This window comes from Mesorhizobium sp. M1143 (genome assembly GCF_040318435.1).
GTDB lineage: Bacteria > Pseudomonadota > Alphaproteobacteria > Rhizobiales > Rhizobiaceae > Mesorhizobium.
The window spans coordinates 104,668-127,790 of the sequence record NZ_JAMYMJ010000009.1; the positions used below are offsets into that span (position 1 = coordinate 104,668).

23 protein-coding genes and 2 tRNA genes are annotated in these 23,123 nt (G+C 63.4%); 15 read left to right on the forward strand and 10 right to left on the reverse strand.

Going from position 1 to position 23,123, the window contains the following annotated elements; translation table 11 throughout:
• Positions 1-178 precede the first annotated feature (178 nt).
• Together NKH35_RS09975 and NKH35_RS09980 are read right to left on the reverse strand one after the other, a co-directional pair.
• Complete coding sequence (locus NKH35_RS09975; protein WP_352914323.1) at positions 179-4,015, reverse strand: caspase family protein; 3,837 nt, start codon at positions 4,013-4,015, stop codon at positions 179-181.
• A gap of 401 nt (positions 4,016-4,416) precedes the next feature.
• Positions 4,417-4,491, reverse strand: a tRNA-Thr gene (locus tag NKH35_RS09980).
• A gap of 150 nt (positions 4,492-4,641) precedes the next feature.
• Between NKH35_RS09980 and NKH35_RS09985 the strand changes: the two genes are divergently transcribed.
• From NKH35_RS09985 to NKH35_RS10030, 10 genes are all read left to right on the forward strand, one after another.
• The gene (locus NKH35_RS09985; RefSeq protein ID WP_352667874.1) at positions 4,642-4,836 is read left to right on the forward strand and encodes a hypothetical protein; all 195 of its coding nucleotides are present in this window, start codon (positions 4,642-4,644) and stop codon (positions 4,834-4,836) included.
• A 143-nt stretch (positions 4,837-4,979) separates the two neighbouring features.
• Positions 4,980-6,272, forward strand: a complete 1,293-nt coding sequence (gene murA, locus NKH35_RS09990; protein ID WP_023732388.1) for a UDP-N-acetylglucosamine 1-carboxyvinyltransferase — start codon at positions 4,980-4,982, stop codon at positions 6,270-6,272.
• A 167-nt stretch (positions 6,273-6,439) separates the two neighbouring features.
• Positions 6,440-6,874, forward strand: coding sequence for a DUF2948 family protein (locus NKH35_RS09995; RefSeq protein WP_023818690.1), 435 nt, complete (start codon positions 6,440-6,442; stop codon positions 6,872-6,874).
• 134 nt (positions 6,875-7,008) lie between these two features.
• The gene (hisD, locus tag NKH35_RS10000) at positions 7,009-8,301 is read left to right on the forward strand and encodes a histidinol dehydrogenase (protein ID WP_023732390.1); all 1,293 of its coding nucleotides are present in this window, start codon (positions 7,009-7,011) and stop codon (positions 8,299-8,301) included.
• 6 nt (positions 8,302-8,307) lie between these two features.
• The gene (locus tag NKH35_RS10005; protein ID WP_023669283.1) at positions 8,308-8,793 is read left to right on the forward strand and encodes a UPF0262 family protein; all 486 of its coding nucleotides are present in this window, start codon (positions 8,308-8,310) and stop codon (positions 8,791-8,793) included.
• Complete coding sequence (locus NKH35_RS10010) at positions 8,781-9,245, forward strand: arsenate-mycothiol transferase ArsC (RefSeq protein WP_081725519.1); 465 nt, start codon at positions 8,781-8,783, stop codon at positions 9,243-9,245. Before NKH35_RS10005 ends, NKH35_RS10010 begins: the two co-directional genes overlap by 13 nt.
• Positions 9,246-9,430: 185 nt before the next feature.
• Positions 9,431-9,649, forward strand: a complete 219-nt coding sequence (gene infA / locus NKH35_RS10015) for a translation initiation factor IF-1 (RefSeq protein WP_006200926.1) — start codon at positions 9,431-9,433, stop codon at positions 9,647-9,649.
• Positions 9,650-9,668: 19 nt separating this feature from the next.
• On the forward strand, positions 9,669-10,295 hold the full coding sequence (locus NKH35_RS10020; RefSeq protein WP_352914327.1) for a Maf-like protein: 627 nt from the start codon (positions 9,669-9,671) through the stop codon (positions 10,293-10,295).
• Complete coding sequence (yacG, locus tag NKH35_RS10025) at positions 10,292-10,483, forward strand: DNA gyrase inhibitor YacG (protein ID WP_352914329.1); 192 nt, start codon at positions 10,292-10,294, stop codon at positions 10,481-10,483. Before NKH35_RS10020 ends, yacG begins: the two co-directional genes overlap by 4 nt.
• Before the next feature lie 215 nt (positions 10,484-10,698).
• Positions 10,699-10,774, forward strand: a tRNA-Phe gene (locus tag NKH35_RS10030).
• Between the two features lie 97 nt (positions 10,775-10,871).
• On the opposite strand, the gene NKH35_RS10035 is transcribed toward NKH35_RS10030, so the two are convergent.
• Entirely contained in the window at positions 10,872-11,471 is a 600-nt protein-coding gene (locus NKH35_RS10035; protein ID WP_352914332.1) for an SOS response-associated peptidase, read from the reverse strand.
• A 60-nt stretch (positions 11,472-11,531) separates the two neighbouring features.
• The gene (locus NKH35_RS10040; protein WP_352914334.1) at positions 11,532-11,795 is read right to left on the reverse strand and encodes a DUF982 domain-containing protein; all 264 of its coding nucleotides are present in this window, start codon (positions 11,793-11,795) and stop codon (positions 11,532-11,534) included.
• Between the two features lie 189 nt (positions 11,796-11,984).
• On the opposite strand from NKH35_RS10040, the gene NKH35_RS10045 reads away from it, so the two are divergent.
• Positions 11,985-12,443 (forward strand): hypothetical protein, encoded by a 459-nt coding sequence (locus tag NKH35_RS10045; protein ID WP_023669674.1) that lies wholly within the window; start codon positions 11,985-11,987, stop codon positions 12,441-12,443.
• Between the two features lie 103 nt (positions 12,444-12,546).
• Here the strand turns inward: NKH35_RS10045 and NKH35_RS10050 are convergent, their stop codons facing one another.
• Positions 12,547-12,756, reverse strand: a complete 210-nt coding sequence (locus NKH35_RS10050; protein ID WP_023669673.1) for a DUF768 domain-containing protein — start codon at positions 12,754-12,756, stop codon at positions 12,547-12,549.
• 27 nt (positions 12,757-12,783) lie between these two features.
• Positions 12,784-12,882 carry a putative RiPP precursor gene (locus NKH35_RS10055; RefSeq protein WP_196813729.1) on the reverse strand — a complete coding sequence of 33 codons (99 nt, stop codon included), beginning with the start codon at positions 12,880-12,882 and terminating at the stop codon, positions 12,784-12,786.
• A gap of 211 nt (positions 12,883-13,093) precedes the next feature.
• Here NKH35_RS10055 and NKH35_RS10060 point away from each other — a divergent pair, with 211 nt between their 5' ends.
• On the forward strand, positions 13,094-13,846 hold the full coding sequence (locus NKH35_RS10060) for a pseudouridine synthase (protein WP_352914356.1): 753 nt from the start codon (positions 13,094-13,096) through the stop codon (positions 13,844-13,846).
• A 22-nt stretch (positions 13,847-13,868) separates the two neighbouring features.
• On the opposite strand, the gene NKH35_RS10065 is transcribed toward NKH35_RS10060, so the two are convergent.
• Together NKH35_RS10065 and NKH35_RS10070 are read right to left on the reverse strand one after the other, a co-directional pair.
• The gene (locus NKH35_RS10065; protein ID WP_023711385.1) at positions 13,869-14,450 is read right to left on the reverse strand and encodes a histidine phosphatase family protein; all 582 of its coding nucleotides are present in this window, start codon (positions 14,448-14,450) and stop codon (positions 13,869-13,871) included.
• Between the two features lie 135 nt (positions 14,451-14,585).
• Complete coding sequence (locus NKH35_RS10070) at positions 14,586-15,920, reverse strand: dicarboxylate/amino acid:cation symporter (RefSeq protein WP_023745318.1); 1,335 nt, start codon at positions 15,918-15,920, stop codon at positions 14,586-14,588.
• A 230-nt stretch (positions 15,921-16,150) separates the two neighbouring features.
• Here NKH35_RS10070 and NKH35_RS10075 point away from each other — a divergent pair, with 230 nt between their 5' ends.
• The 3 genes from NKH35_RS10075 to NKH35_RS10085 all read left to right on the forward strand — a co-directional run bounded on the left by NKH35_RS10075 (position 16,151) and on the right by NKH35_RS10085 (position 19,888).
• Entirely contained in the window at positions 16,151-18,010 is a 1,860-nt protein-coding gene (locus NKH35_RS10075) for a sensor histidine kinase (RefSeq protein ID WP_023692505.1), read from the forward strand.
• Positions 18,007-19,356, forward strand: a complete 1,350-nt coding sequence (locus tag NKH35_RS10080; RefSeq protein ID WP_023669667.1) for a sigma-54-dependent transcriptional regulator — start codon at positions 18,007-18,009, stop codon at positions 19,354-19,356. The genes NKH35_RS10075 and NKH35_RS10080 overlap by 4 nt, the downstream gene beginning before the upstream one ends.
• 184 nt (positions 19,357-19,540) lie before the next feature.
• Complete coding sequence (locus tag NKH35_RS10085; RefSeq protein ID WP_032885862.1) at positions 19,541-19,888, forward strand: hypothetical protein; 348 nt, start codon at positions 19,541-19,543, stop codon at positions 19,886-19,888.
• Positions 19,889-19,905: 17 nt separating this feature from the next.
• Here NKH35_RS10085 and ggt read toward each other — a convergent pair whose 3' ends face one another.
• Positions 19,906-21,645 (reverse strand): gamma-glutamyltransferase, encoded by a 1,740-nt coding sequence (gene ggt / locus NKH35_RS10090; protein WP_023669665.1) that lies wholly within the window; start codon positions 21,643-21,645, stop codon positions 19,906-19,908.
• Between the two features lie 138 nt (positions 21,646-21,783).
• Complete coding sequence (gene rhaI / locus NKH35_RS10095) at positions 21,784-23,076, reverse strand: L-rhamnose catabolism isomerase (RefSeq protein WP_023669664.1); 1,293 nt, start codon at positions 23,074-23,076, stop codon at positions 21,784-21,786.
• Positions 23,077-23,123 lie beyond the last annotated feature (47 nt).

Genomic DNA, 23,123 nt, shown 5'->3' on the forward strand with positions numbered 1-23,123 from the left:
CGCTCCAACGGAATATGATTACCTGTCGTCCTGAATGACGGGTGGCGACCGGCGCACAAGCCGATACTGCCACATCGCATCTCTGTCATGCCATGGCGAGCCGGTGACATCTGCTTGCGCAACAGCGTGAACGCTGGCGTGCCCACCATTCGCCCGCATCCGGGAGCGCGGGCTCGGATTAATGCAACTCGGCCAGCAACGCCTGTGCCTCGGCGAGGTTCTTTTCGGAACCGGCGGCGAGATCGTCCATCTTCTTGTCACCGAAGATGACGAGCGCGTCCTGGCATGCGGCGATCGCTTCCTGTGCCATCGCCTTGTCCTTGTGGGCGGCGCCCAGATCGACCAGCACGTCGCACAGGCTGTCCTGCGTGAAGGCGACAGCCGGCACCGAATTGATCTTCTTTTGCACCACGATCGCCTCGCGCAGGACCAACACCGCCTCCTCGAAATGCGCGACATTGTTTTCGGCGCGGCCGGCCATGGTCAAGGCATAGCCCATCTCGTTGCGCGCATTGGCCCAACGTTCGGGATCGCGGTCGCGACCGAGCTGCTCGGCAAGCGCCCGGTTGACGACAATCGCCTCCTCGTACAATTCAGCCGAAGGCTCGCGGGCCGCGATCATGCTCAGCGTCTGCGCGAGACTGGTCTGGTTGGTGATCCAGAGATCGGGATCGCGGGCGATCGTTCGCACCGTGGCGAGGTCGCGGTAGATCTGAGCGGCTCGTTTCAGCTTGCCGACATCGTTCGCCCAGTAACCAAGACTCGACAGCCCGCCGGCGAGATTGTTCTGATTGTTCTCCCAGACAGCCAGCGCATTCTCGCGCGTTACCACGCTGAGCGCTGCGTCATAGGCGGCAATCGCGCGGGTGAGCAACTCGACGTCCTTGCCGTCCGCGGCCATCAGCAAGGCATTGCCGATATCGCCCTTGGTGCGCGCCCATTGCATGCGGTTGGGAAAACCGTCGTAGATCCGCGCTGCCGTCTCGAAGCTCTGCACGGCCTTGGCGTAGAACGTGGCGTCGCCACCAATCCTGCCCTGGCTGTAGAGGGCAAAGCCGAGGTCGTAATTGATATTGGCCCACTCCTCCGGGTCGGCGTCCTTGGAGTAGGCGGGGAGCGCGGCTTCCAGCATGTCGGCTGCTTGGGCCAGCAAGTCCAGGTTGGATGTATTGTCGCCCAGGATCGACAGGGTCTGGCCGAGCACGCGCCGCGTCTGGCCGATCTCCGTGACATCACCGCCTTTCGTCTGCCCGTCGAGCGCCGCCCGCAGCGCGTCGACCGATTGCTGCAGCAGTTGATCGTCAGAGGCCAGCTTGCCTGACATCATCAACGCGCAGCCGAGGCGGAATTCCGTCTTGGCCCAATTGGCTGGGTCCTTGTCGCGGGTGCGAACCCTGAGCACCTGACCGTAGACATCGATCGCCTGCCGCAGGGTCGAGATGTCCCCCGCGCGTTCGCCCCAGTTCGATAGCGTGCCTGCAAGGCTGTAACCAATCGAAGCGAACTCGCCCGGCGCGGCGGTTGCGGTATAGACCTCCCATGCCTGACGATACGCGGTCACCGCCTGAATGTAGTAATCGGTTCCCGTATCGAGACCGCCGAGCGTGTCGTTGACCGATCCCAGATTCTGCTGCAGCGAAGCCCAGTCGAGCGGCAGTTTCTCACGCGGATATTCGGACAGAGCGGCCTGGTACGCGGTGGCTGCCTGCAGCAGCAGTTCCTTGTTCTTCTGCTTGGCGCCGAGGCGCTGCAAGGCGTTGCCGAGCGTCAGCTGGCCGTTGGCCCAGCTCGCCGCGGCGTGCTCGCGCGTCCAAACCGTAAGCGATGCCTCCGCCGCCTCCCGCGCGCGCTGCAACGCGGCGATATCGCCGTTGATCTCGCCGATCGACTCGAATGCGGTGCTCAAATTGTTCTGGATGGTCGCCCATTGCGCCGGCGCGCGTTCCCTGGTCATCTCCTCAGCCGCCGCCTGGAAGGCCGCGACCGATTGCTCAAGCGTCGGTACATCCTTTTCGCGCGCGCCGAGGCTCGCCAGAACGACACCCAGATTGATCTGGCTCAATGCCCAGTCGAGCGGTACGCGCTCTCTGTTGTATTCCGTCAATGCCGCACGATGCGCCTCGATCGCCGCGCGGAAACTGTCCGATGTGGTCTGGCGGTCGCCGATTTCGGACAGCACGATGCCGAGATTGTTCTGCGTCGCCGCCCATTCCAGCGGTAGTTTCTTCAACGACTGCACCTCGAGCGCCGAGCGGAATGCCGCGACAGCCCGCTCCAGAAGCGCCGTCCCGTTCTCGCGCTGGCCGAGCCGCCAGTAGACCGTGCCCAGATTGCCATAGGTCGATGCCCAGTCGTCGGGGTAGGCGTCATGCGTATAGACGGTCAGCGCCTGCTCATAGGCGGCAGCTGCCTTGTCGAGGTTTTCGCGGCCGGCTTCCCGTTCGCCCAACGTAGCAAGCGTGGCGCCCATATTGTTCTGGGTGGCCGCCCAAAGTAGCGGCAACTTTTCGCGGGTGACATAGGTCAATGCCTGTTCATAGGCTGTCAGGGCCTGGGCGAGATACGCATTGTCGCCGGAGAAGTCCCCTTGTTCCGACAGAGCGTTGGCCTCTGCCGCCTTGTAGTAGAACGCGTCTTCGTCGCTCCATTTGGCAGCCTGCTCGAAGGCCTTGGCGTAATCCTGCGCCGCCTCCTTGAAGTTGAAGGAGATTTCATAAGTCCTGGCACTGCTGGCGAAGACCTTTGCGAATTCCAGCCGCTTTGCCTTCAGCTCGGCCTCGGCCTGGTCGACCGTAGACGAAAGTTCGCCGATGCGGGCCTTGGCCTGCTCGTTGAATTTCTGCGCCGCTTCGAGCGCGCCTTCCTGAACCGCCTGTTCGGCGAGTTTCGATAGCCTGGCAATTTCGGGGTCCGGGTTTTTCAAAGTCTCGCGTTCAGCCAACACGTGTTTCAGCCGTTCGGTCTGGCCACGCAGCAGCTTGTCGAGCTCAGCCGGATCCTTGGGTATGTCGACCCCGAGCGCCTTCAGCATGGCGTAGAGCCCATCCATCGGCACCTTGCCGTCACGCGCTATGGTTTCGATCTGGCGGCGCTCCGGATCGGGTAGCGTCGAGATGGTCAGCAGGAGCTGGCGCCGCTCCCTGAGGATTTCGCCCTCATCACCTTTCGGCGCCTCGGCGGGGATACCGAAATAGAGCAGCCGGCGCAGGCTCTCATTGACCCAGGGCCGCTGCTGGCCATTGGTCTTGAGATAGACCTCCTCGCCGATCATGCGCAAAACGGTGCCGAATTCCTCGCCGCCCATCGTGTCGATGTGGCGCAGGATCGCTGCCGCATAGGGGCTGTTGCCATCGGCCGGACCGTCCAGCGCAACCTTGCCGGGCTCGGCGGCAAAGGCGATGACCTGGCCGAGGCTGCCGTCGACCGAGCCCTTGGCGTCGGCGCCGCCCTTCAGGGAAACCACGCCGCGCGTTTCCCCGAGACCGTCGGCGCCGAACGGCTTGCCTTCGTCGCCCGGCGCCAGCTTCAGGAGCGTGCCCGGCGGGAACGGATCGTTGCGGCAGGCGTCCAGCAGAACGATGGTGACCGGCACCTTGGCCTTCAGTTCGGCGACGATGGACGACAGCGGCACCAGCTTTTCGCCGGCATTGTCGAGCGCCGAGATATCGGCATCGACAGGGACCAGATAATTCTCGCCGCCGGCTTCGATGCCGTGGCCGGAATAGTAGATGATGGCGACATCGGCGCCCTCGGCATCGTCGACGAAGCCTTCGAGATCGCGCCGCAATTTGCGCGCGTCGCGGTTGGTGGCGACATTGGTCTCGAAGCCGAGCCTGTCGAACATCTCCTCGATGGCGCGGGCGTCGTTTTCCGGATTGGGCAGTTTGCCGACATGCTGGTAGTCGGACTGACCGATGATGAGCGCGACGCCTTTCAGCGCCTTCGGCTCTTCAGCCAAAGCGGGGCCAAACGCGCATAGGCACAGCGCCAGTGCCGCAGCAATTGCCGCGCACATGCGCCCTGTCGCACCTGCCGTTCGCCCAAAGAGCATTCTCTACCCCAAAACCCAACGCTATCTTCCGCAGGCGAGATGGCATCATGATGGCCGGCCGATGGCAAGTCCTTGGGCGAGCTGTGTTCTTGTCGTGGATATGCGTACGAGGCGGCTGGCTTTCAGCGTGCGAGCGGTAGTGTTCAGCATGCCGGATACGGCCAGTCCGGCCTGTTCATGAGTTGACAGGTCCGGACTTGTTGAGCAGTCGTCCGGCCCCGTAGAGCCTCTTTCTCTCAATGTTTCCGGGCGAGGGGGCCACGGTTGGATGCGCGGGATTGGCACTTTTACGTCAGCCGGCTTTTTTGGTCCGCAACGAGACCCCGACTTCGCGACTGCATCTTTTTAAAATCAACGGGATGAACTGGTGCTGCGAGAGAGGATTGAACTCTCGACCTCTCCCTTACCAAGGGAGTGCTCTACCACTGAGCTACCGCAGCCGCTGATGGCGGGGCTTCTGCCATATAGAACCGGCAAGCGCAAGGCGTCTGTGAACGGCTTTGCCAGACAAGTTTCGCTGACACGGCGGCGCCACAATGCTAGCTATCCCTTGAACGGCAGGCCCTGCCAGTCGCGGGCGGGACGGAACGATGGACGACAAGACAAATCCACCGAAAAAGGCTGATCCGGCAAAAAAGGACGGGACTAACCGCAAGGACCGTCTGGCCGAGCAGTTGCGCGCCAATCTCATGAAGCGCAAGACGCAAGCGCGTTCGCGGCGCACGGGTGACGCTGACCAGCGCCCGGAAGGCCTGGCGGCTGCTGAAAAAATGCACAAGGACTGACCGATATCAGCCACACTGGCCGGTCACCTTGGCCAAAGGGGCTCAGAAATCCTATTTCTTGAACCAAGCCGGCCAATGGTCTAGACGGGCCGATACTCAAACTGACGAAAACCGGCCTTTCGGGCCGAGGGGACATTTCTCTCATGGATCGCATCAGAATTGTCGGCGGCAACAAGCTCGCCGGAAGCATTCCGATTTCGGGCGCGAAAAACGCTGCTTTGCCGCTGATGATCGCCTCGCTGCTCACCGACGACACGCTGACGCTGGAAAACGTGCCGCATCTGGCCGATGTCGAGCAGCTGATCCGCATTCTCGGCAATCACGGCGTCGACTATTCGGTCAACGGCCGCCGCGAGAAGCAGAATGAGGGCTATTCGCGCACCATCAACTTCTCGGCCCGCAACATCGTCGACACGACCGCGCCTTACGAGCTGGTGTCGAAGATGCGGGCATCGTTCTGGGTGATCGGCCCGCTGCTGGCCCGCATGGGCGAGGCGAAAGTGTCGCTTCCCGGCGGTTGCGCCATCGGCACGCGGCCGGTCGACCTGTTCCTTGAAGGCCTGCAGGCGCTGGGCGCCGACATCGATGTCGACACTGGCTATGTGCTGGCCAAGACCAGGAACGGCCGCCTCGTCGGCAATCGCTATGTGTTCCCGAAAGTCTCCGTCGGCGCCACCCATGTGCTGATGATGGCGGCGGCGCTCGCCAAGGGCGAGACGGTGCTGGAAAACGCCGCCTGCGAGCCCGAAATCGTCAACCTCGCCGAATGCCTCAACGCCATGGGCGCAAAAATTTCCGGCGCCGGCACTCCAACCATCACCATCGATGGCGTCGAATCGCTGTCGGGCGCGCGAGTGCGCGTCATCCCCGACCGCATCGAGACCGGGACCTATGCCATGGCTGTGGCCATGACCGGCGGCGATGTCGTGCTCGAAGGCGCCCGCCCCGAGCTGCTACAGACCGCGTTGGATGTGATTGCCCAGACCGGTACCGAGATCACGCCGACCAATTCCGGCATTCGCGTCCGGCGCAACGGCGCCGGCATTTCGCCGGTCGACGTAACGACGGCGCCGTTCCCGGCCTTCCCGACCGATCTGCAGGCGCAGTTCATGGGCCTGATGACCATGGCCAAAGGCAAGTCGCGCATCACCGAGACCATCTTTGAAAACCGCTTCATGCATGTGCAGGAACTGGCCCGGCTCGGCGCCCACATCACGCTGTCCGGCCAAACGGCGATCGTCGACGGCGTCTCCAAGCTGAAGGGCGCGCCCGTGATGGCGACCGATCTGCGCGCCTCGGTGTCGCTGGTCATCGCCGGTCTGGCGGCCGAAGGCGAAACGACGGTCAACCGCGTCTACCACCTCGACCGCGGTTTTGAGCGGCTGGAAGAAAAGCTCTCCAATTGCGGCGCGGTGATCGAGCGGATTTCGGCTTGACCGCACGGCAGTTGCTTCAGACAGACAGGCGTCTGGTGCTGCCTTCATTCGCTACCAACACTTCAAACCCGAGGCCCTAGCCTCGGGTTGAGTTTGTGTCGCGGTTGCACGGACCGGAAAGACCGCCTAACAGAAGGCTGAAACCAACTTTCAGGTGTGCATTCGGCATGGCAGCCCTCAAACTCATTGCGCTCGACGATCAGGATCTGAGCATCGTCTCGGCTCACGTCCAGGACGCCGTGATGAAGGTCTCGGATCTCGAATACCTGCCTTCGGCCAAGCGTTTCATATTGACCATGAACCGCTTCGTCTGGGAGGCGAAGTCCGGGCTGTTCAGCCAGCACAATGAGCGGCGCCAGGCGGTGTTGCATTTCGACCGCGTGCTCGGCGCCAAGACCAGCGGCATTGCCCGCGATCGGCCGACCGAGGTGCTGTCGCTTCTGGCAATCAGCTTTATCGAAATCAGCAAGCCGGCCGGCATCGTCGAATTGGTCTTTTCCGGCGGCGGCGCGATCATGCTCGACGTCGAATGCATCGAGGCGCGGCTTGCCGACATAGGCGGCGCCTGGGAAGCCACCTCGCGTCCGGTGCACAGGGTCTAGAGCATGATCCCAAAAAGTGGGTGCCGGTTTTTGTTGGACAAAACGGGAATCGTTTGTCCAGAGATCTTGCTCCAACAAAGGGTTAGATCGTGATGAGATTTCAACCAAGTCTCATCACGATCTAGACGCAGCCGATGGCCATTACGCTTATCCAGTCCGATGCCGGTTTCGAGCAGCGTTTCGCCGCCTTCCTGACCACCAAGCGGGAGGTATCGGAAGACGTTGACACTGCCGTGCGCGCCATCATTGCGCGGGTTCGTGCCGAGGGCGACGCTGCCCTGGTCGACTACACGCTGAAATTCGACAAGGCCGACCTCAATAGCCTCGGCATTGCCGTGTCGAAGGACGACATCGCGCAGGCCTACAAAGACGCCGATCCGCAGACGGTCGATGCGCTCAAGTTCGCGCGCGACCGCATCCGATCCCATCACGAGCGACAAATGCCCAAGGACGATCGCTATACCGATGCCGCCGGGGTCGAGTTGGGTTCGCGCTGGACGGCGATCGAGGCGGTCGGGCTCTATGTGCCGGGCGGCACGGCAAGCTATCCAAGCTCGGTGCTGATGAACGCCGTGCCGGCCAGGGTGGCGGGCGTCGAGCGCATCGTCATCGTCGTGCCGGCGCCGGGCGGCATCATCAATCCGCTGGTGCTGGTGGCAGCCGATATATCAGGCGTTTCGGAGATTTACCGCGTCGGCGGCGCGCAGGCGATTGCCGCCCTTGCCTATGGCACGCAGACGATCCGGCCGGTCGCCAAGATCGTCGGACCGGGCAATGCCTATGTCGCCGCCGCCAAGCGCCAGGTGTTCGGCACGGTCGGCATCGACATGATTGCCGGACCGTCTGAAGTGCTGGTGGTGGCCGACGGCAGCAACGATCCCGACTGGATCGCCGCCGATCTTCTGGCGCAGGCCGAGCACGACGTGTCGGCGCAGTCGATCCTCATCACCGACGATCCGGCCTTCGGCAAGGCCGTCGAACAGGCGGTCGAGCGGCAGCTGCAGAACCTGTCGCGCGCCGAGACGGCGGCTGCCAGCTGGCGCGATTTCGGTGCGGTGATCCTGGTGGAGACCATCGAGGCCGCGCTGCCGCTGGTCGACCGCATCGCCGCGGAACATGTCGAGCTTGCTATCGACGATGCCGAAGGCTTCCTGGCCAGGATGCGCAATGCGGGTGCTGTGTTTCTGGGACGCCATACGCCCGAAGTCATCGGCGACTATGTCGGCGGCTCCAACCACGTGCTGCCGACGGCGCGTTCGGCGCGCTTCTCTTCGGGCCTGTCGGTGCTCGATTTCGTCAAGCGCACCTCGATCCTGAAGCTCGGGCCGGAGCAGCTGAGAGCACTTGCGCCGGCGGCGATTGCGCTGGCCAAGGCGGAAGGCCTCGACGCGCATGGCCGCTCCGTCGCCATCCGGCTGAACATGTAGGCGGCGATGGCGGACGGCGATCAAACCCGCGCAAGGCTGATCGATGTCGAGCTCGACGAGTCGATCGGCCGTTCGACGCCCGATGTCGAACATGAGCGCGCGGTGGCGATCTTCGACCTGATCGAAGAAAACAGCTTTCAGCCGGTCAATGATGACGGCGCCGGGCCTTATCGGCTGAAGCTCTCGCTGGCCGAATCCCGGCTGGTGTTTGCGGTCGCCCGCGAGGATGGTGCTGATGTCGTCACCCATATCCTGTCGCTGACGCCGCTCAGGCGCATCGTCAAGGACTACTACCTGATCTGCGAAAGCTATTACGACGCCATCCGCTCTTCGACACCGAGCCATATCGAGGCGATCGACATGGGCCGGCGCGGCCTGCACAATGAAGGCTCGCAGACGTTGATGGACCGGCTGGCCGGCAAGATCGACATCGACTTCGACACGGCGCGGCGGCTGTTCACGCTGGTCTGCGTGCTGCACTGGCGGGGTTAGACCTGACTGGGGCGCCCCGCTCGATCCTGTTCTTGTGCGGCATGAACGCCGTGCGCTCACCGATGGCCGAGCAGCTGGCGCGGCGCATGCTGCCGCCGGCCACTTTCGTCGCCTCTGCCGGCGTGCACAGGGGCGAGCGCGATCCGTTCGTCGACGCGGTGCTGGCCGAAGAGGGCCTGACGCTGGGCGAGCGCCAGCCGCGCTCGATGGACGATCTCGAGGACGATTATTTCGACCTGATCGTCACCCTGGCGCCGGAAGCCCACCACGCCGCGCTCGAACTCACCCGCTCGCTTGCCGTCGACGTCGAATACTGGCCGATGCCGGATCCGACCGATGTCGGCGGCAGGCGCGAGCAGATCATGGCCAGCTATCGCGACGTGAGAGAACGGCTGAAAGCGCGCATCAGCCGACGTTTTCTGCTTCCGGAGGTAAAAAACGCGGCGGATTGATGCATGTCGCTCAAAAGCGGTCCCGGTTTTGAGACAACGACATGCATAAAACGAAAGCTTGGAGCGCGTCGCATATGACGCGATCTAAGCGTGTTCACAAGCGCACGATTATCATATAGGTTCCGCCGAAATTCCGGCCTGGGCGCTCCAGGGCGCAGGAACTGCAATCCAAGCAAAGGTATCGAATGCCGAAGGAAGAAGTCCTCGAGTTTCCGGGTGTCGTGACGGAATTGTTGCCCAACGCGATGTTCCGGGTGAAGCTCGAAAACGAACACGAGATCATCGCCCATACGGCTGGCCGCATGCGCAAGAACCGCATCCGTGTGCTGACCGGCGACAAGGTCCTGGTCGAGATGACGCCCTATGACCTGACCAAGGGCCGCATCACCTACCGTTTCAAGTAACAGTCCGGCGCGAACCGCGATGAGCATCCTGCAGAAGCTCGTGCTTGCCTCTGGTTCGCCGCGCCGGATCGAACTGTTGCAACAGGCCGGCATCGAGCCGGACCGCGTGCTGCCAGCCGATGTCGACGAAACGCCGCTGCGCGCCGAACATCCGCGCTCGCTGGCCAAGCGGCTGTCGAAGGAAAAGGCCGAGAAGGCGCTGGCCTCGCTGAAAAGCGAGGAAGACTATGCGCCAAGTTTCGTGCTGGCCGCGGATACGGTGGTCGCGGTCGGACGCCGCATCCTGCCCAAGGCCGAGACGCTGGACGACGCCGCCAATTGCCTTGGACTGCTTTCGGGCCGTTCGCACCGGGTCTATTCCGGCATCTGCCTGATTACGCCGGGCGGCAAGCTGCGCCAAAGGCTGGTTGAATCCAGGGTACGCCTCAAGCGGCTTCCACGCGAGGAGATCGACGCCTATGTCGCCTCCGGCGAATGGCGCGGCAAGGCCGGCGGCTATGCCGTCCAGGGTCTCGCCGGTTCGTTCGTCGTCAAGCTGGTCGGCTCCTACACCAACATTGTCGGCCTGCCGCTCTACGAGACGGTGGCGCTGCTTTCGGGCGAAGGCTTCAAGGTCCACACCAGCTGGCATACCGCGCGGCCATGAGCCTGGACGATAAGGTCACACCACTGCGCCCGAAGCGCCCCTGCCCCGAATGCGGCAAGCCGTCGGCGCGCGAGACCTATCCGTTCTGCTCGAAGCGCTGCAAGGACATCGACCTCAACCGCTGGCTGAAGGGCGCCTATGTCATCACCGCGCGGGATGACGAGGACGAGAGCGACGAGCCGAACTAGGGTTTGGGCGGTGCCGGCCGCGCAATTCCACTTCGCCGACCTTACGCAATTGCTGCTTTGCCGGCGTCGGTATTGTCTGCGACAATTGCCCCGGAAAATCAGCGCTTAGGCGCTGGACAGGCCGGATTCCCGTGCTATAACCCACGCGCTTTCAAGGGGTGCCCCACGGCGCTTTCCTGAAATCCGGTCAGGCGATGTCTCGTTTTGCCGGCGAGGCCCAGATAGCTCAGTTGGTAGAGCAGCGGACTGAAAATCCGCGTGTCGGTGGTTCGAATCCGCCTCTGGGCACCAGTTTTCTCTGAACATCAAGGGCTTGACTTCCTGGCGCCGCACCGACGGCTTCCTGATTTCGGCCTGCCGGCTGTGCCGGCAAGCCTGCGCAACCGAGTTATGAACTTTCGGGGCGCACGGTCTCCACGCGCAGCGAGCCGGCTGGAAGCGGCTGCAGCAGTTCGGCTTCCGGCTTCGTCAGACTGAGCCAAGCCGCCCAATCGCCGGGCCGAAGCACCACGACCTGCCGACTGTGATAGGGCGCAATATCCGGTCCAGGCTCGGTTGTCAGCATGGTGAAGGTTGGCGGCTTGTTGCCGGCAGCTTCACGCCAAAGCCCTGCGATGGCCATGAACGGCGAGCTGTTGAGCGTGAAGCGATGCTTTGCCTTCGGATACTTCGTGCCCGTGAACTCGAAGAAGGCGGATGCCGGCACGAGGCAGCGTTTGCTGCCGGCGAATTGCCGGCCTTCGGAGCGGAAGTTGAACACTGGTCCGCCTTTCGGGCCGGCCGGCGGAAATCCAAACGTCATCGACGTCAGTTCAACAACGCCAGTGTCGCCGGCGGCGCGCATGATCGGGGCTGGATCGTTGATATGGATGTCATCAACCCGCGGCAGGTCAAGTTCGGTCTGATGGGTCGGGATCTCGAGTGCCAGCGACTCCAGCATCCGGCAATATTCAGCCCAGAGAATATGCTGCTCATAGTCGTTGCACATGGAAGGCTCCCGACCGGTCTGCCAGTTTACCCCACGCCAAACAAAGAGGCGATGGACCGCTCAACCCTCGCGGTCGCGCTCGACCAGTATATCGGCCTCGATCGCCGCGTTGACGAAGGCGGCGCGGGCATAGCGCGCCTCTTGAAGGCCTTCCAGAACGCCAAGGCAGGCTTTGCGGGCGGCGACGTGATAGCCGCCTGTCTTCACGGGCCATCGGTCCATGAGGATGTCAGCGGCCTGCGCGACACGCTCCACCTTGTAGATCGTGTTTCTGGACCTGCCGAGCGCCACGCGAACCGGCTCATCGAAATGCTGATCTTGCATGCTTCCCCTCCCGAACGCGATCGCGAGTCAATTCGGGGGAGGCAAGTTCGGTTCCACGGGAGCGATTTGCCAACGCAATAAACCGCCTTCTGAAATCACTTTGCGCGCATCGGCCAAATGGCGGATTTGATTTGCTTGGTGATCGCCTCTCCCTGGGGCAAACTGCCTGCCGGGGCTGCAGGAGGAGAAATGCGAGCACGCGCAGCTACGATCGGCGATCTCGAAAGTGTCTTCCGTGATCTGTCCACGCGGATGTCGGACGAGTATGTGGCCGCCGGCAAGGACAGCAAGGTCGCCTACGACAATCTGATGATGAATTTGAAGGAAGGCCGAGCGCACGCGCTGGTCGAGGGCGACAAGACGGTGGCGATCGTCGCCTGGCACGAGAACAGCGACGCCGCCGACACGCTGTTTGCTGCGCAGGAGGGTTTCTTCAGCGCCGCGACGGTCCGCTTCTGCAGGCGCCACATCCGCCACATTCAGGCGCTGGCCGGCAACCTTCCCATCCACTCGCGCAGCTGGCTGCAGCGGGCCGACGTCGGCAAATGGTTCCGTGTCATCGGTTATGTCGAACGCGGCCGAGAGAACGGCGCCACTGTGTTCGAATTGCCGCCGGCACGGGGAGCGTCAGCTGCGCGGGCTGCCTAGGGCTGCGCACCCACGGATGCCATCACGGAAAAGCCCCCGCCAAGATGGCGATGGGCCAATATCGCCTGCAATGGCCTCATATCGGGGGCTCAGATGTCGGGGCTCAGATATCGGGCTGATCCAGCGCCTCGAAAATCACCCGTTCCAGCGGACCGAGATCCTCTTCGATCTCGCTGACCTCAAGGCCTAAATGCCGAGCATCCAGGGCAGCTCGCGTGGTTAGGGTTCGAGCCGTTGCCTTGTCGGCAGGCAGTTCGCCCGGCAGGTGCTCGTGGATCCAGCCCTGCAGGAAATCAACGCCGCGCTCGCTCATCGATTTATCCCTTCCGTTATCTGGGGATTATTCACCCAGAATGACCCCAGAAGCGACGATCTGAGCCGTCAGGCTGGTGAGCCTGCCTCGCTTCACGAGCGTCGGTTTTTGGTAGATTTTCTTCATGGCGGTGCCTTTCGCGACAAATCGCTCGTCGGCAACAACGTCCGTCGCGGGGCAGCGTTCCCTGGCCGGCTGTTGAGCCCGACCCCCTGACACATCGTATTTGAGAACAGCCCCGCTCCCGCGACCCGTGATGTTGGTGCCGCGGCAGGTTGCGAAGCCAATGCGGGGCGTGGCATTTGTCGATGCCGATCATTGGGATGGCAAGCAGGACATGGCACGGCCACCAGACATCGCCCAACACCAGGCCCCGAGCGCAGGCGTCAGCCTGAACCGGGCGCTTTCCAAACTCGGCCTGTGTTCGCGCAAGCAGGCCGAGCTGCTGATCGCCGAAGGGCGCGTGCAGGTTGGCGGCAAGGTGGTGCGCGATCCGTCGCTGCGTGTCGATCTCGGCCGCGACCGCATCGCTGTCGACGGCGAGCAGATCGTCGGCAAGGCAAAAGTCTACCTGATGATCAATAAGCCGCGCGGACAGGTCACCACGCGCGATGACCCGCAGGATCGTGGCACCGTCTATGACTGCCTGGTGGAACTGGAGTTGCCTTTCGTGTCGCCGGTCGGCCGCCTCGACAAGGCCAGCGAAGGCCTGTTGCTGATGACCAACGACACGCGCTGGGCCAACCGCCTGCTCGATCCGGCCTCGCATGTCGCCAAGACCTATCATGTCCAGATCGGCACCGCGCCCGACGAAGCGATGCTGGCGCGCTTTCGCGACGGAGCGATCGTCGACGGCGAACTGCTGACCGCAAGTTCGATCGAACTGCTGCGCAGCGGCGGCCGCACTGCCTGGCTGGAAATCGTGCTCGACGAGGGCCGCAATCGCCAGATCCGCCGCCTGCTCGGGGCATTCGACATCGAGGTGCTGAGGCTGGTTCGGGTGGCGATCGGCGGTTTGCAGCTCGGCGAGCTCGCCAAGGGCAAGGCGCGGCATCTGACATCGGAGGAATTGGCGGTGCTCGCGCGTTAGGAGGCAGGCTTGCCGCGAAACCCTACTTCTGGTTCCACCTGCGTATCACCGGCTCGCTCAGATCGTGCTCATAGCCGAGGATGCTGAGGCTCGCGGTATCAAGCACGAAGTGCGCACCGCCTTCGGGTGGCAGACCGAGCCAGCGCGCGGCCAGCACGCGCAGGAAATGCGAGCTTGAAAACACCAGCACATTGCCCTCGATTGCCCGCAGCCCGGCGATGATCCTGTCGGCCCTGGCACCAACATCCGCTACCGACTCGCCGTCGGGACAGCCGTCACGGAACAATTGCCAGCCGGGGCGCTGCACAAGAATCTCCTTGGTCTTAACGCCCTCATAGGCGCCATAGTCCCATTCCTGCAGGTCGTCCTTCTTGACGGCAGCAGCGCCGAAGCCGGCAAGCGTGCAGGTGCTGAAGGCTCGCTGCGACGGGCTCGACCACACCGCCTGGAAGGACAGATCCTTGAGCCGGTCCGCCACGCCGCGAGCTGCCGCCTCGCCCTTTGCCGTCAACGGTATGTCGGTGCGGCCGGTGTGTTTTCCCGAAGCGCTCCACTCCGTCTCGCCGTGACGGACGAGGTAGATTTCGGGGTACGGATTGCTCATGCGCCGGCCTTTCGGTTTTACGTCCGCACCCTACCCGGGAGGGCCCGGCCAGCGCCAGCCACGTGCAGGCGGAAAAGGAAAGGCCGCAACCGAATCGGCTGCGGCCTTGTGCTCAAACGTCAGTGCCCGGAGCGGTCAGGCGGGCTGCAGATCGCCCGACAGCGCCAGGTCGGCTTCCTCGGACAATGTGCCGGCCATGGCGGCGGCGAACTTGGTCTGGTCGAGTTCGCCTTCCCAGCGCGCCACCACGATGGTCGCCACTGCATTGCCGACGAAGTTGGTCAGCGCCCGGCATTCCGACATGAAGCGGTCGACGCCGAGGATCAGCGCCATGCCGGCGACCGGCACCGTAGGCACGACCGAGAGCGTCGCGGCCAGCGTGATGAAGCCGGCGCCGGTGATGCCGGCCGCCCCCTTGGAGCTCAGCATGGCGACGAGCAGCAGCAGGATCTGGTCGCCATAGGTGAGCGGCGTGTCGGTCGCCTGGGCGATGAACAAAGCGGCCAGCGTCATGTAGATGTTGGTGCCGTCGAGGTTGAAGGAATAACCGGTCGGGATGACCAGGCCGACCACCGAACGGTTGCAGCCGGCGCGCTCCATCTTGGCCATCAGGCCGGGAAGTGCCGCTTCGGACGACGAGGTGCCGAGCACCAAAAGCAGCTCTTCCTTGATGTAGCGGATCAAAGCGAGGATCGAGAAGCCGTTGTACCAGGCGACGGTGCCGAGCACGACCAGCACGAACAGCAGCGACGTCAGGTAGAAGGTGCCGATCAGAAAGGCGAGGTTGGCGATCGCGCCGATGCCGTATTTGCCGACGGTGAAGGCCATGGCGCCGAACGCGCCGATGGGGGCGGCCTTCATCAGAATGGCGACCAGGCGGAAGATCGGCGAGGTCAACGCCTGCAGGAAATCGACGACCGGGCGGCCGCGCTCACCGACCAGAGCGAGAGAGATGCCGAACAGCACCGAGAAGAACAGCACCTGCAGGATATCGCCTTGTGCGAAGGCGCCGGTGATGGTGTCGGGGATGATGTTGAGCAGGAAGCCGACGATGGACGTGTCATGCGCCTTCTCGGTGAAGGTCGCGACCTTCGAGGGATCGAGCGTCGCCGCATTGATGTGCATGCCGGCGCCGGGCTGGACGACGTTGGAGACGACCAGGCCGACGATCAGCGCCAGGGTCGAAAAGACCAGGAAATAGATCATCGCCTTACCGGCAACGCGGCCGACCTTTTTCAGGTCGGAAACGCCGGCAATGCCCGTCGTCACCGTCAGGAAGATGACCGGCGCGATCACCATCTTGACCAGCTTGATGAAGGCGTCTCCGAGCGGCTTCAGCGAAGCACCGAGTTCGGGATAGAAATGACCGAGCAGCACGCCGGCGGCGATCGCCGTCAGGACCTGCACGTAGAGATGACGGTAAAAGGGTAGCTTGCCGCGCGGTTCGGCGGCAGCGAATGCTGGCTGCATGACGTCCTCCATGGCGCCCCGATCGAAAGCTCGACCTCCCGGGGCAGTTGTTTTCCGCAGCCTTGCGACTGCTGTATTGGTCACTGCAACTGCCGTGCCAGACTGTGCGGCATACCGCAGCCGTTGATTTTGTTGGGTATTCGTCCGATCGAGGCTGCTGCCGCTCAACGCAAGTGCGGACATCCGCATGACTGAATTGTGCTTTGTGCGAAATCATGCACAAATAGGGAATGCTGCAACGCCCTGCCGCGGTCCTGTCGCCGACGCCCGAGCAACTCGGCAAACGCGCGCGTCGCGCCTGGCTGCTGTTTGCGGCGATCGCGCTGGTGATCGTTGCCACGGCGCTCACCGGCGCCGGCCTCTACGCGCGCCGCGCCGAGGTCGCGGCACTGGCGGCGCAAGGCCGCACCGATGCCAATCTGAAGGTTGCGTTGCTGCGCGCCGTGCTGGAAAGCCCGCGGGCGCTGCCGCTGCTCTTGTCCGAGGACCAGCAGGTGCATGACGCCCTGCAGAACAAGGGCGCTGTCACGATCGACGTGCTCAACCGCAAGCTCGAAGGGCTGGTCTCCGGCACCAAGGCTTCGGTGCTTTACGTCACCGGCGTCGACGGGTTTGCGATCGCCTCCAGCAACTGGCGCGAAACAACCAGCTTCGTCGGCAACGACTATGGTTTCCGCGCCTATTTCTCCGGCGCCATGCAATCGAGAACGGCCGAATATTTTGCGCTGGGCAACATCAGCAAGCGCCCGGGCCTCTATATTTCGCGTCGCGTCGGCAATGCGGCGGCACCGCTCGGCGTCGTCGTCGTTAAGATGGAATTCGACCAGCTTGAAGCCGACTGGCATGAGGCCAACCGGCCGGCCTATGTCAGCGACGACCACGGCGTCGTGCTGATCACCAGCGTGCCGTCCTGGCGCTTCATGACCACCGCGCCGCTGACCGGCCCGGTGGCTGCCGCCATCCGGAGCAGCCAGCAATTCGGCAACGCGCCGCTGATCCCCTTGCCGATCACACGCCCCGAGGCATTGAGCCCTGACGTGTCGATGGTGCATGCGATAACACCGGGCGGCAGCGATGCCGAATATCTCAGGCTTTCGACACTGGTCCAATCGACGCCATGGCGGCTCGATTATCTCGTGCCGGTCGAAGCGCCGATCGCGGCTGCGGTGCGTGAGATGCGGCTGCTGGCGCTGGGCGTCGTGGTGCCGTTGCTGGCGCTGGCCGGCTATCTCCTGTGGCGCCGTCAGTCGGCGCAGATGCGCATCGCTGCCGAACAGGCAGCGCGCATCGAGCTTGAGCGCCGCGTCGTCGAGCGTACGCATGACCTCAGCCTGGCGCGCGACCGGCTGCAGGCCGAGATCACCGATCACCGCAGCACCGAAGCCAAGCTGCAGGTCATGCAGCAGGAATTGGTGCAGGCCAACCGTCTTGCTACCCTCGGCCAGGTTGCCGCCGGGGTCGCGCATGAGATCAACCAGCCGGTGGCGACGATCCGCGCCTATGCCGACAATGCGCGTGTGTTCCTGGAGCGCAAGCAGACCGCCTCGGCCGAGGAGAACCTTGGCGCGATTGCCGCGCTGACCGAGCGCATCGGAGGCATCACCGAAGAGTTGAAGGTCTTTGCCCGCAAGGGGCGCACGGCAGCCGAACCGGTCGAATTGCGCGGCGTCATCGAGGGCGCCGTGGTGCTGCTCAGAAGCCGCTTTGCCGGTCGGCTGGACGCACTCGATATCACGCTTCCGCCGGTAACGCTCAAGGTGATGGGCAACCGGCTGCGGCTCGAACAGGTGCTGATCAACCTGTTCCAGAATGCGCTGGAAGCGCTGGACGGGCGCGACGGCGCCAGGGTGCAGGTGTCGGCCCAGGAGACGGCCGACGGCGTGGCGCTTGCCGTCGCCGACAATGGGCCGGGCATTTCGCCTGCCATCCTCAAGTCATTGTTCACGCCGTTCAACACCTCGAAGGAAAAAGGCCTCGGGCTCGGCCTCGTCATCTCGCAGGACATCGTCGCCGACTATGGCGGACGCATCGAGGTGGCGAGCGACCAGGCCGGCACGCGCTTTACCATTCACCTCGCCAGGGCAGCATGATGGACACCGCACCGGTCGTATTGATCGACGACGATAGCGAATTGCGGAGGGCCACGCGGCAGACGCTGGAACTCGCTGGTTTTTCCGTCTCGGCCTTTGCGGTGGCGAACGAGGCGCTGGCCGGGCTCGACGCCAATTTTCCCGGCGTGGTGGTGTCCGACATCCGCATGCCCGGCATTGACGGCCTGCAGCTCTTCGACCGCGTCTTGCAGCTTGATGCCGACATTCCGGTAATCCTGGTCACCGGGCATGGCGACATCGCGGTTGCGGTCAAGGCGATCAAGGATGGCGCCTACGACTTCATCACCAAGCCTTTCGCCGCCGACCGGCTGGCGCAAAGTGTGGCACGGGCGGCGGAAAAGCGCCGGCTGGTGATGGAGAACCGCGCCTTGCGCGAAAGCGCCGAACAGGCGCAGGACGGCCTGCCGCTGATCGGGCAGACGCTGGCGATGGAGCGATTGCGCCGGACGCTGCGGCAAATCGCCGATACCGATGTCGACGTTCTGGTGACCGGCGAGACCGGCTCCGGCAAGGAGGTGGTGGCGAGCCTGCTGCATCGCTGGAGCCGCCGCGCCAGGGGCAATTTCGTGGCGCTGAATTGCGGCGCGCTGCCGGACACGGTCATCGAAAGCGAGCTGTTCGGCCATGAGGCCGGCGCCTTCACCGGCGCACAGAAGAAGCGCATCGGCCGGATCGAGCATTCGAGCGGCGGCACGCTGTTCCTCGACGAGATCGAAAGCATGCCGGCCTCGACCCAGGTGCAGATGCTGCGGGTGCTGGAAATGCGCGAGGTGACGCCGCTCGGCACCAATGAAATCCGGCCGGTCGACCTGCGCGTCGTCGCCGCCGCCAAGGTCGATCTCGGCGACGCCAGCCGGCGCGGCGCCTTCCGCGAGGATCTCTACTACCGGCTCAATGTGGTGACGATCTCGATCCCGCCGCTGCGCGAACGCCGCGACGACGTCGCCCTGCTGTTCTTCTACTTCGCCGAGCGTGCAGCCGGCCGCTTCCGCCGGCAAATGCCAGCCGTGCCTGCCTCAGTGCACCGCCATCTGAGCCAGCACGACTGGCCGGGCAATGTGCGTGAACTCGCGCATTTCGCCGAGCGTTTCGTGCTGGGACTCGAGGAAGCGGCGCAAGCGCCACCTTCCGCCCCGGCGGAGCCGGATGACGCCAGCTCACTGCCGGAACGGCTGGAACGCTATGAAGCCAATGTCATCCGCGAGGCGCTTGGCCGCAATGACGGCGATGTCCGGCGCACGATTGAAGCGCTCGGCATTCCGCGCAAGACCTTCTACGACAAGCTGCAGCGGCACCGCATCGTGCGCAGCGATTTTTCCAGGTAATTCATTTTCCAGGTATTCAGGCGTGTGGACCCGAAAGCAGGGTAGATTTTGTGAACCGGCGCAAAAAAACCGTGGCAAGTCGGCATCAGAAAGTGTTGAAGACCGCATCGGCGGCCTTCGGCACGGCGCGATCCGGTTGCGCTCGGCAGATGTTGATGATTTGTTGCCGGTCAGCGGAGAATGAATGATGCGAGAACCTGTCGGTCAAGATGAATATGGATCGACCAACCCGTTCGATCCGGACGATCTGACGAATTTGAACGCGATCGGCCCGGCCATGGGCGGCGGCAACGACTTCGAGAAATACGCCGTTGCCGTGATCATCGTCTTCGGCGCGCTGATCATTGGCGGGCTGATGGCCGCTTCCATGACCTTTGGTCACCGGAACGGCTTCCTGTTTGCGCTTGGCGGCGCAACCGCGGCCTGGATATCGGGCAATGCGCTGCTCCTCGACCGTCCCCGCATCTACGCGGCGTTCGTCGTGATCGCGGCGCTGATGCTCGTCGGGTCGACGCTTACGCTCGTCCTCTGATCAATCTCTTGTTTTGATCAGTAGCCAATCGCCTCGCCGGATGCGGCGCGGCTGTCGATGGCGCCGTTGTAGCGGGCGCCGCCGCCCTTCTCGATTTCCGCCAGGCTCTTGCCGCCGACAAGAATGCCGGCCGCCTGACCCCAGGTAGAATCCGCGAGATCGAGGTGGTAGCCCATGCCGGCCAGCAGTTTTTCAGTGTCGGGCGACAGGCCGAACGGTTCGACATAGATCGTGTCGGGCAGCCATTGATGGTGGATGCGCGATGCGTCGATCGCCTCCTGGATGTTCATGCCGTGGTCGATGACGTTAACGATGGCTTCCAGCGTGATGGTGATGATGCGCGAGCCGCCGGGGCTGCCGATAACCATGAACGGCTTGCCGTCCTTGGCGACGATGGTCGGGCTCATCGATGACAGCGGCGTCTTCTTCGGCTGGATGGCATTGGCCTCTCCCTGCACGAGACCGTAGAGGTTGGGCACGCCAGGCTTCTGGGTGAAATCATCCATCTCGTTGTTGAGCAGGATGCCGGTGCCGTCGGCGACCACGCCGGCGCCGAACGAACCGTTCAGCGTATAGGTGACCGCGACCGCATTGCCGTCATCGTCGATGATTGAATAGTGCGTCGTTTCCTTCGACTCGCCGAAGCCCTTCGGCATCAAATCCTGCGAGACGCCGGCGCGGAACGGGTCGATCTTGTCGCGGATCTCCTTGGCGTAACCCTTGTCGAGCAGTTTCGAGACCGGATTGTCGACGAAATCGGGATCGCCGAGCGCCGAGTTGCGGTCCACATAGGCGTAGCGCATCGCCTCGACCATGACATGCACGGTCTCGGCCGAGCGGGCGCCGAGATAAGACAGCGGGTAGCCCTCCAGCACGTTGAGGATTTCGCAGATGATGACGCCGCCGGAGCTTGGCGGCGGCGAGGACGTGATCTCATAGCCCCGATAGGTGCAGCTCACCGGTTGCAGCTCGCGTACCTTATATTGCTCGAAGTCTGAGTTGGCCAGAATGCCGCCCTTGGCGCCGCTCGCCTTGACGATGGCGTCGGCGATGGCGCCTTTGTAGAAGGCGTCGGCGCCTTTTTCGGAGATGGCGGCGAGCGAGGCTGCAAGATCGGGCTGGAGGAGACGCTCGCCGGCGCCATAGGGTTTGCCGTCCGGCTTCAGGAAGATGGCGGCGGCGGCAGGGTCCTTCGCCAGCCGTGCGGCATTGCTCGCGAATGAAGCAGCGTCGCCCTGGTCGAGGATGAAGCCATCCTTGGCATAGGCAATTGCCGGCGCCATCAAATCCTGGCGTGGCAGCGTGCCATATTTTTCACGAGCCATCTCGAACCCTGCCACGGAACCCGGTACGCCGACCGCAAGGTAGCCATCAAGGCTGGCGCCCTTCACCGGATTGCCGTCCTTGTCGAGATACATGGTCTTGGTTGCCGCCAGCGGCGCGCGCTCGCGGAAATCGAGGAAGGTCGATTTGCCGTCCTTGAAGCGGATGGTCATGAACCCGCCACCGCCGATATTGCCGGCATTAGGGTAGACGACGGCGAGCGCATAGCCGACGGCGACCGCCGCATCGACGGCATTGCCGCCCTTCTTCAGCACCTCGACGCCGGCTTCCGACGCCAGATGCTGGGCGGTGACGACCATGCCGTGCTCGCCCTTCGCCGGTTGTGGCGAGGCGGCATGGAGCGCGCCGGATGGCGCGAGCGCAATTGCGAGCGAAAGGGTGACGCCAATCAGCGTCCGGCGGGTCAAGGGCATGGCGGTGCTCCAAGTGCGGTGCCTAGAAGAGCTACATGGAGCGGCCGAGTCCATCATCAATATGAGCGAACACATATTGATGTTCGCCTGCCGGCAGAGGCAAGCTGATCTCCCCCCTGTGGTGGAGATTAGCCAATCTCAAACAATCCCGCCTGAACCGCCCACAACCGCCGGCCGTTCCGCCGCGACCTTCGCCCGGTAGCCCGCCGCGCGATATGCGGCGACTGGATCGATGGCGCCGCCTGTGTTCAGCCGCGCCATGGCAAGGATCGGCTCGACATCGGTGCGGTAGGCAGCTTTCAGCGTCTGCGTCGCCATCAGCGCATCATTGCCGTCTTGGAAACCCTCGAGCGCCTTGCGGTCGACCAGCAGCGCCTGCGCATAGGCGCGCTGCACCTCGACCGCCGACAGCATCAGGCTTTCGATCGGATCGGTGACGTTGTGGCTCTGGTCGAGCATGTGGGCGGGATCGAAACCCTCGGCGCCGGACAGCTCGGCATCGACCAGTTCGTTGAAGACCAGGAACAGCCGATAGGGATCGATCGAGCCGGCATCGAGATCGTCGTCGCCATATTTGGAATCGTTGAAGTGGAAGCCGCCGAGTTTCTTGAACTGGATCAGCCGCGACACGATCATCTCGATGTTGACGTTGGGCGCATGGTGGCCGAGGTCGACTAGGCAGTAGGCCTTGTCGCCCAGCTCCTTGGATATGAGGTAGTTGGTGCCCCAGTCCTGCACGACCGTGGAGTAGAAAGCCGGCTCGTACATTTTGTGTTCGGTGAACAGTTTCCAGTCGGCGGGCAGTCCGGCATAGATCTCCTTCATCGCGTCGAGATAGCGCTCGAAGGCTTTGGCGAAATTGACCTGGCCGGGGAAATTCGAGCCGTCGCCGATCCACACTGTTAGCGCCCTGGACCCCAGCGTCTTGCCGATCTCGATGCATTCCAGATTGTGCTCGACCGCCTGGCGGCGCGTGCCGGCATCGGCATGCGACAGCGACCCGAACTTGTAGGACAGTTTTTGGTCCCTGGCATCCGAGAAGGTGTTGGAATTCATGGCGTCGAAGCCGAGGCCGAAGCGCGAGGCCGCCTGCTTCAGCCGGTTCGGATCGGCCTTGTCCCACGGTATATGCAGCGAGACGGTCGGCGTCGCCTGTGTCAGTTGGCTGATGACGGCGCAGTCCTCGATCTTGTCGAAAATGTCGCGCGGCTCGCCGGCGCCGGGAAAGCGGGCAAACCGCGTGCCGCCTGTGCCGACGCCCCAGGACGGAATGGCGACGGCGAATTTCTCGACCTTGTCGCGGATGGCATCGATGGCGATGCCGCGGCGGTCGAGGCGTTCGCCGAGCGACGCGTAGTCGCGCTCGAGGTCGGGTTTGCGCTGGGCGTTGTGGCTGGAGACGAGATCGGCGGCGATGATGGTTTCGGACAAGTGCTATTCCTCCCAATGCGTTCAGTCAGCGCTGCCCTTCATCCGGC

Coding starts and splice junctions, on each gene's coding strand:
- NKH35_RS09975 (WP_352914323.1), bottom strand. CDS start 4,015: ATGTGCGCGGCAATTGCTGCGGCACTGGCGCTGTGCCTATGCGCGTTT.
- NKH35_RS09985 (WP_352667874.1), top strand. CDS start 4,642: ATGGACGACAAGACAAATCCACCGAAAAAGGCTGATCCGGCAAAAAAG.
- murA (WP_023732388.1), top strand. CDS start 4,980: ATGGATCGCATCAGAATTGTCGGCGGCAACAAGCTCGCCGGAAGCATT.
- NKH35_RS09995 (WP_023818690.1), top strand. CDS start 6,440: ATGGCAGCCCTCAAACTCATTGCGCTCGACGATCAGGATCTGAGCATC.
- hisD (WP_023732390.1), top strand. CDS start 7,009: ATGGCCATTACGCTTATCCAGTCCGATGCCGGTTTCGAGCAGCGTTTC.
- NKH35_RS10005 (WP_023669283.1), top strand. CDS start 8,308: ATGGCGGACGGCGATCAAACCCGCGCAAGGCTGATCGATGTCGAGCTC.
- infA (WP_006200926.1), top strand. CDS start 9,431: ATGCCGAAGGAAGAAGTCCTCGAGTTTCCGGGTGTCGTGACGGAATTG.
- NKH35_RS10020 (WP_352914327.1), top strand. CDS start 9,669: ATGAGCATCCTGCAGAAGCTCGTGCTTGCCTCTGGTTCGCCGCGCCGG.
- yacG (WP_352914329.1), top strand. CDS start 10,292: ATGAGCCTGGACGATAAGGTCACACCACTGCGCCCGAAGCGCCCCTGC.
- NKH35_RS10035 (WP_352914332.1), bottom strand. CDS start 11,471: ATGTGCAACGACTATGAGCAGCATATTCTCTGGGCTGAATATTGCCGG.
- NKH35_RS10040 (WP_352914334.1), bottom strand. CDS start 11,795: ATGCAAGATCAGCATTTCGATGAGCCGGTTCGCGTGGCGCTCGGCAGG.
- NKH35_RS10045 (WP_023669674.1), top strand. CDS start 11,985: ATGCGAGCACGCGCAGCTACGATCGGCGATCTCGAAAGTGTCTTCCGT.
- NKH35_RS10050 (WP_023669673.1), bottom strand. CDS start 12,756: ATGAGCGAGCGCGGCGTTGATTTCCTGCAGGGCTGGATCCACGAGCAC.
- NKH35_RS10055 (WP_196813729.1), bottom strand. CDS start 12,882: ATGAAGAAAATCTACCAAAAACCGACGCTCGTGAAGCGAGGCAGGCTC.
- NKH35_RS10060 (WP_352914356.1), top strand. CDS start 13,094: ATGGCACGGCCACCAGACATCGCCCAACACCAGGCCCCGAGCGCAGGC.
- NKH35_RS10065 (WP_023711385.1), bottom strand. CDS start 14,450: ATGAGCAATCCGTACCCCGAAATCTACCTCGTCCGTCACGGCGAGACG.
- NKH35_RS10070 (WP_023745318.1), bottom strand. CDS start 15,920: ATGCAGCCAGCATTCGCTGCCGCCGAACCGCGCGGCAAGCTACCCTTT.
- NKH35_RS10075 (WP_023692505.1), top strand. CDS start 16,151: ATGCTGCAACGCCCTGCCGCGGTCCTGTCGCCGACGCCCGAGCAACTC.
- NKH35_RS10080 (WP_023669667.1), top strand. CDS start 18,007: ATGATGGACACCGCACCGGTCGTATTGATCGACGACGATAGCGAATTG.
- NKH35_RS10085 (WP_032885862.1), top strand. CDS start 19,541: ATGATGCGAGAACCTGTCGGTCAAGATGAATATGGATCGACCAACCCG.
- ggt (WP_023669665.1), bottom strand. CDS start 21,645: ATGCCCTTGACCCGCCGGACGCTGATTGGCGTCACCCTTTCGCTCGCA.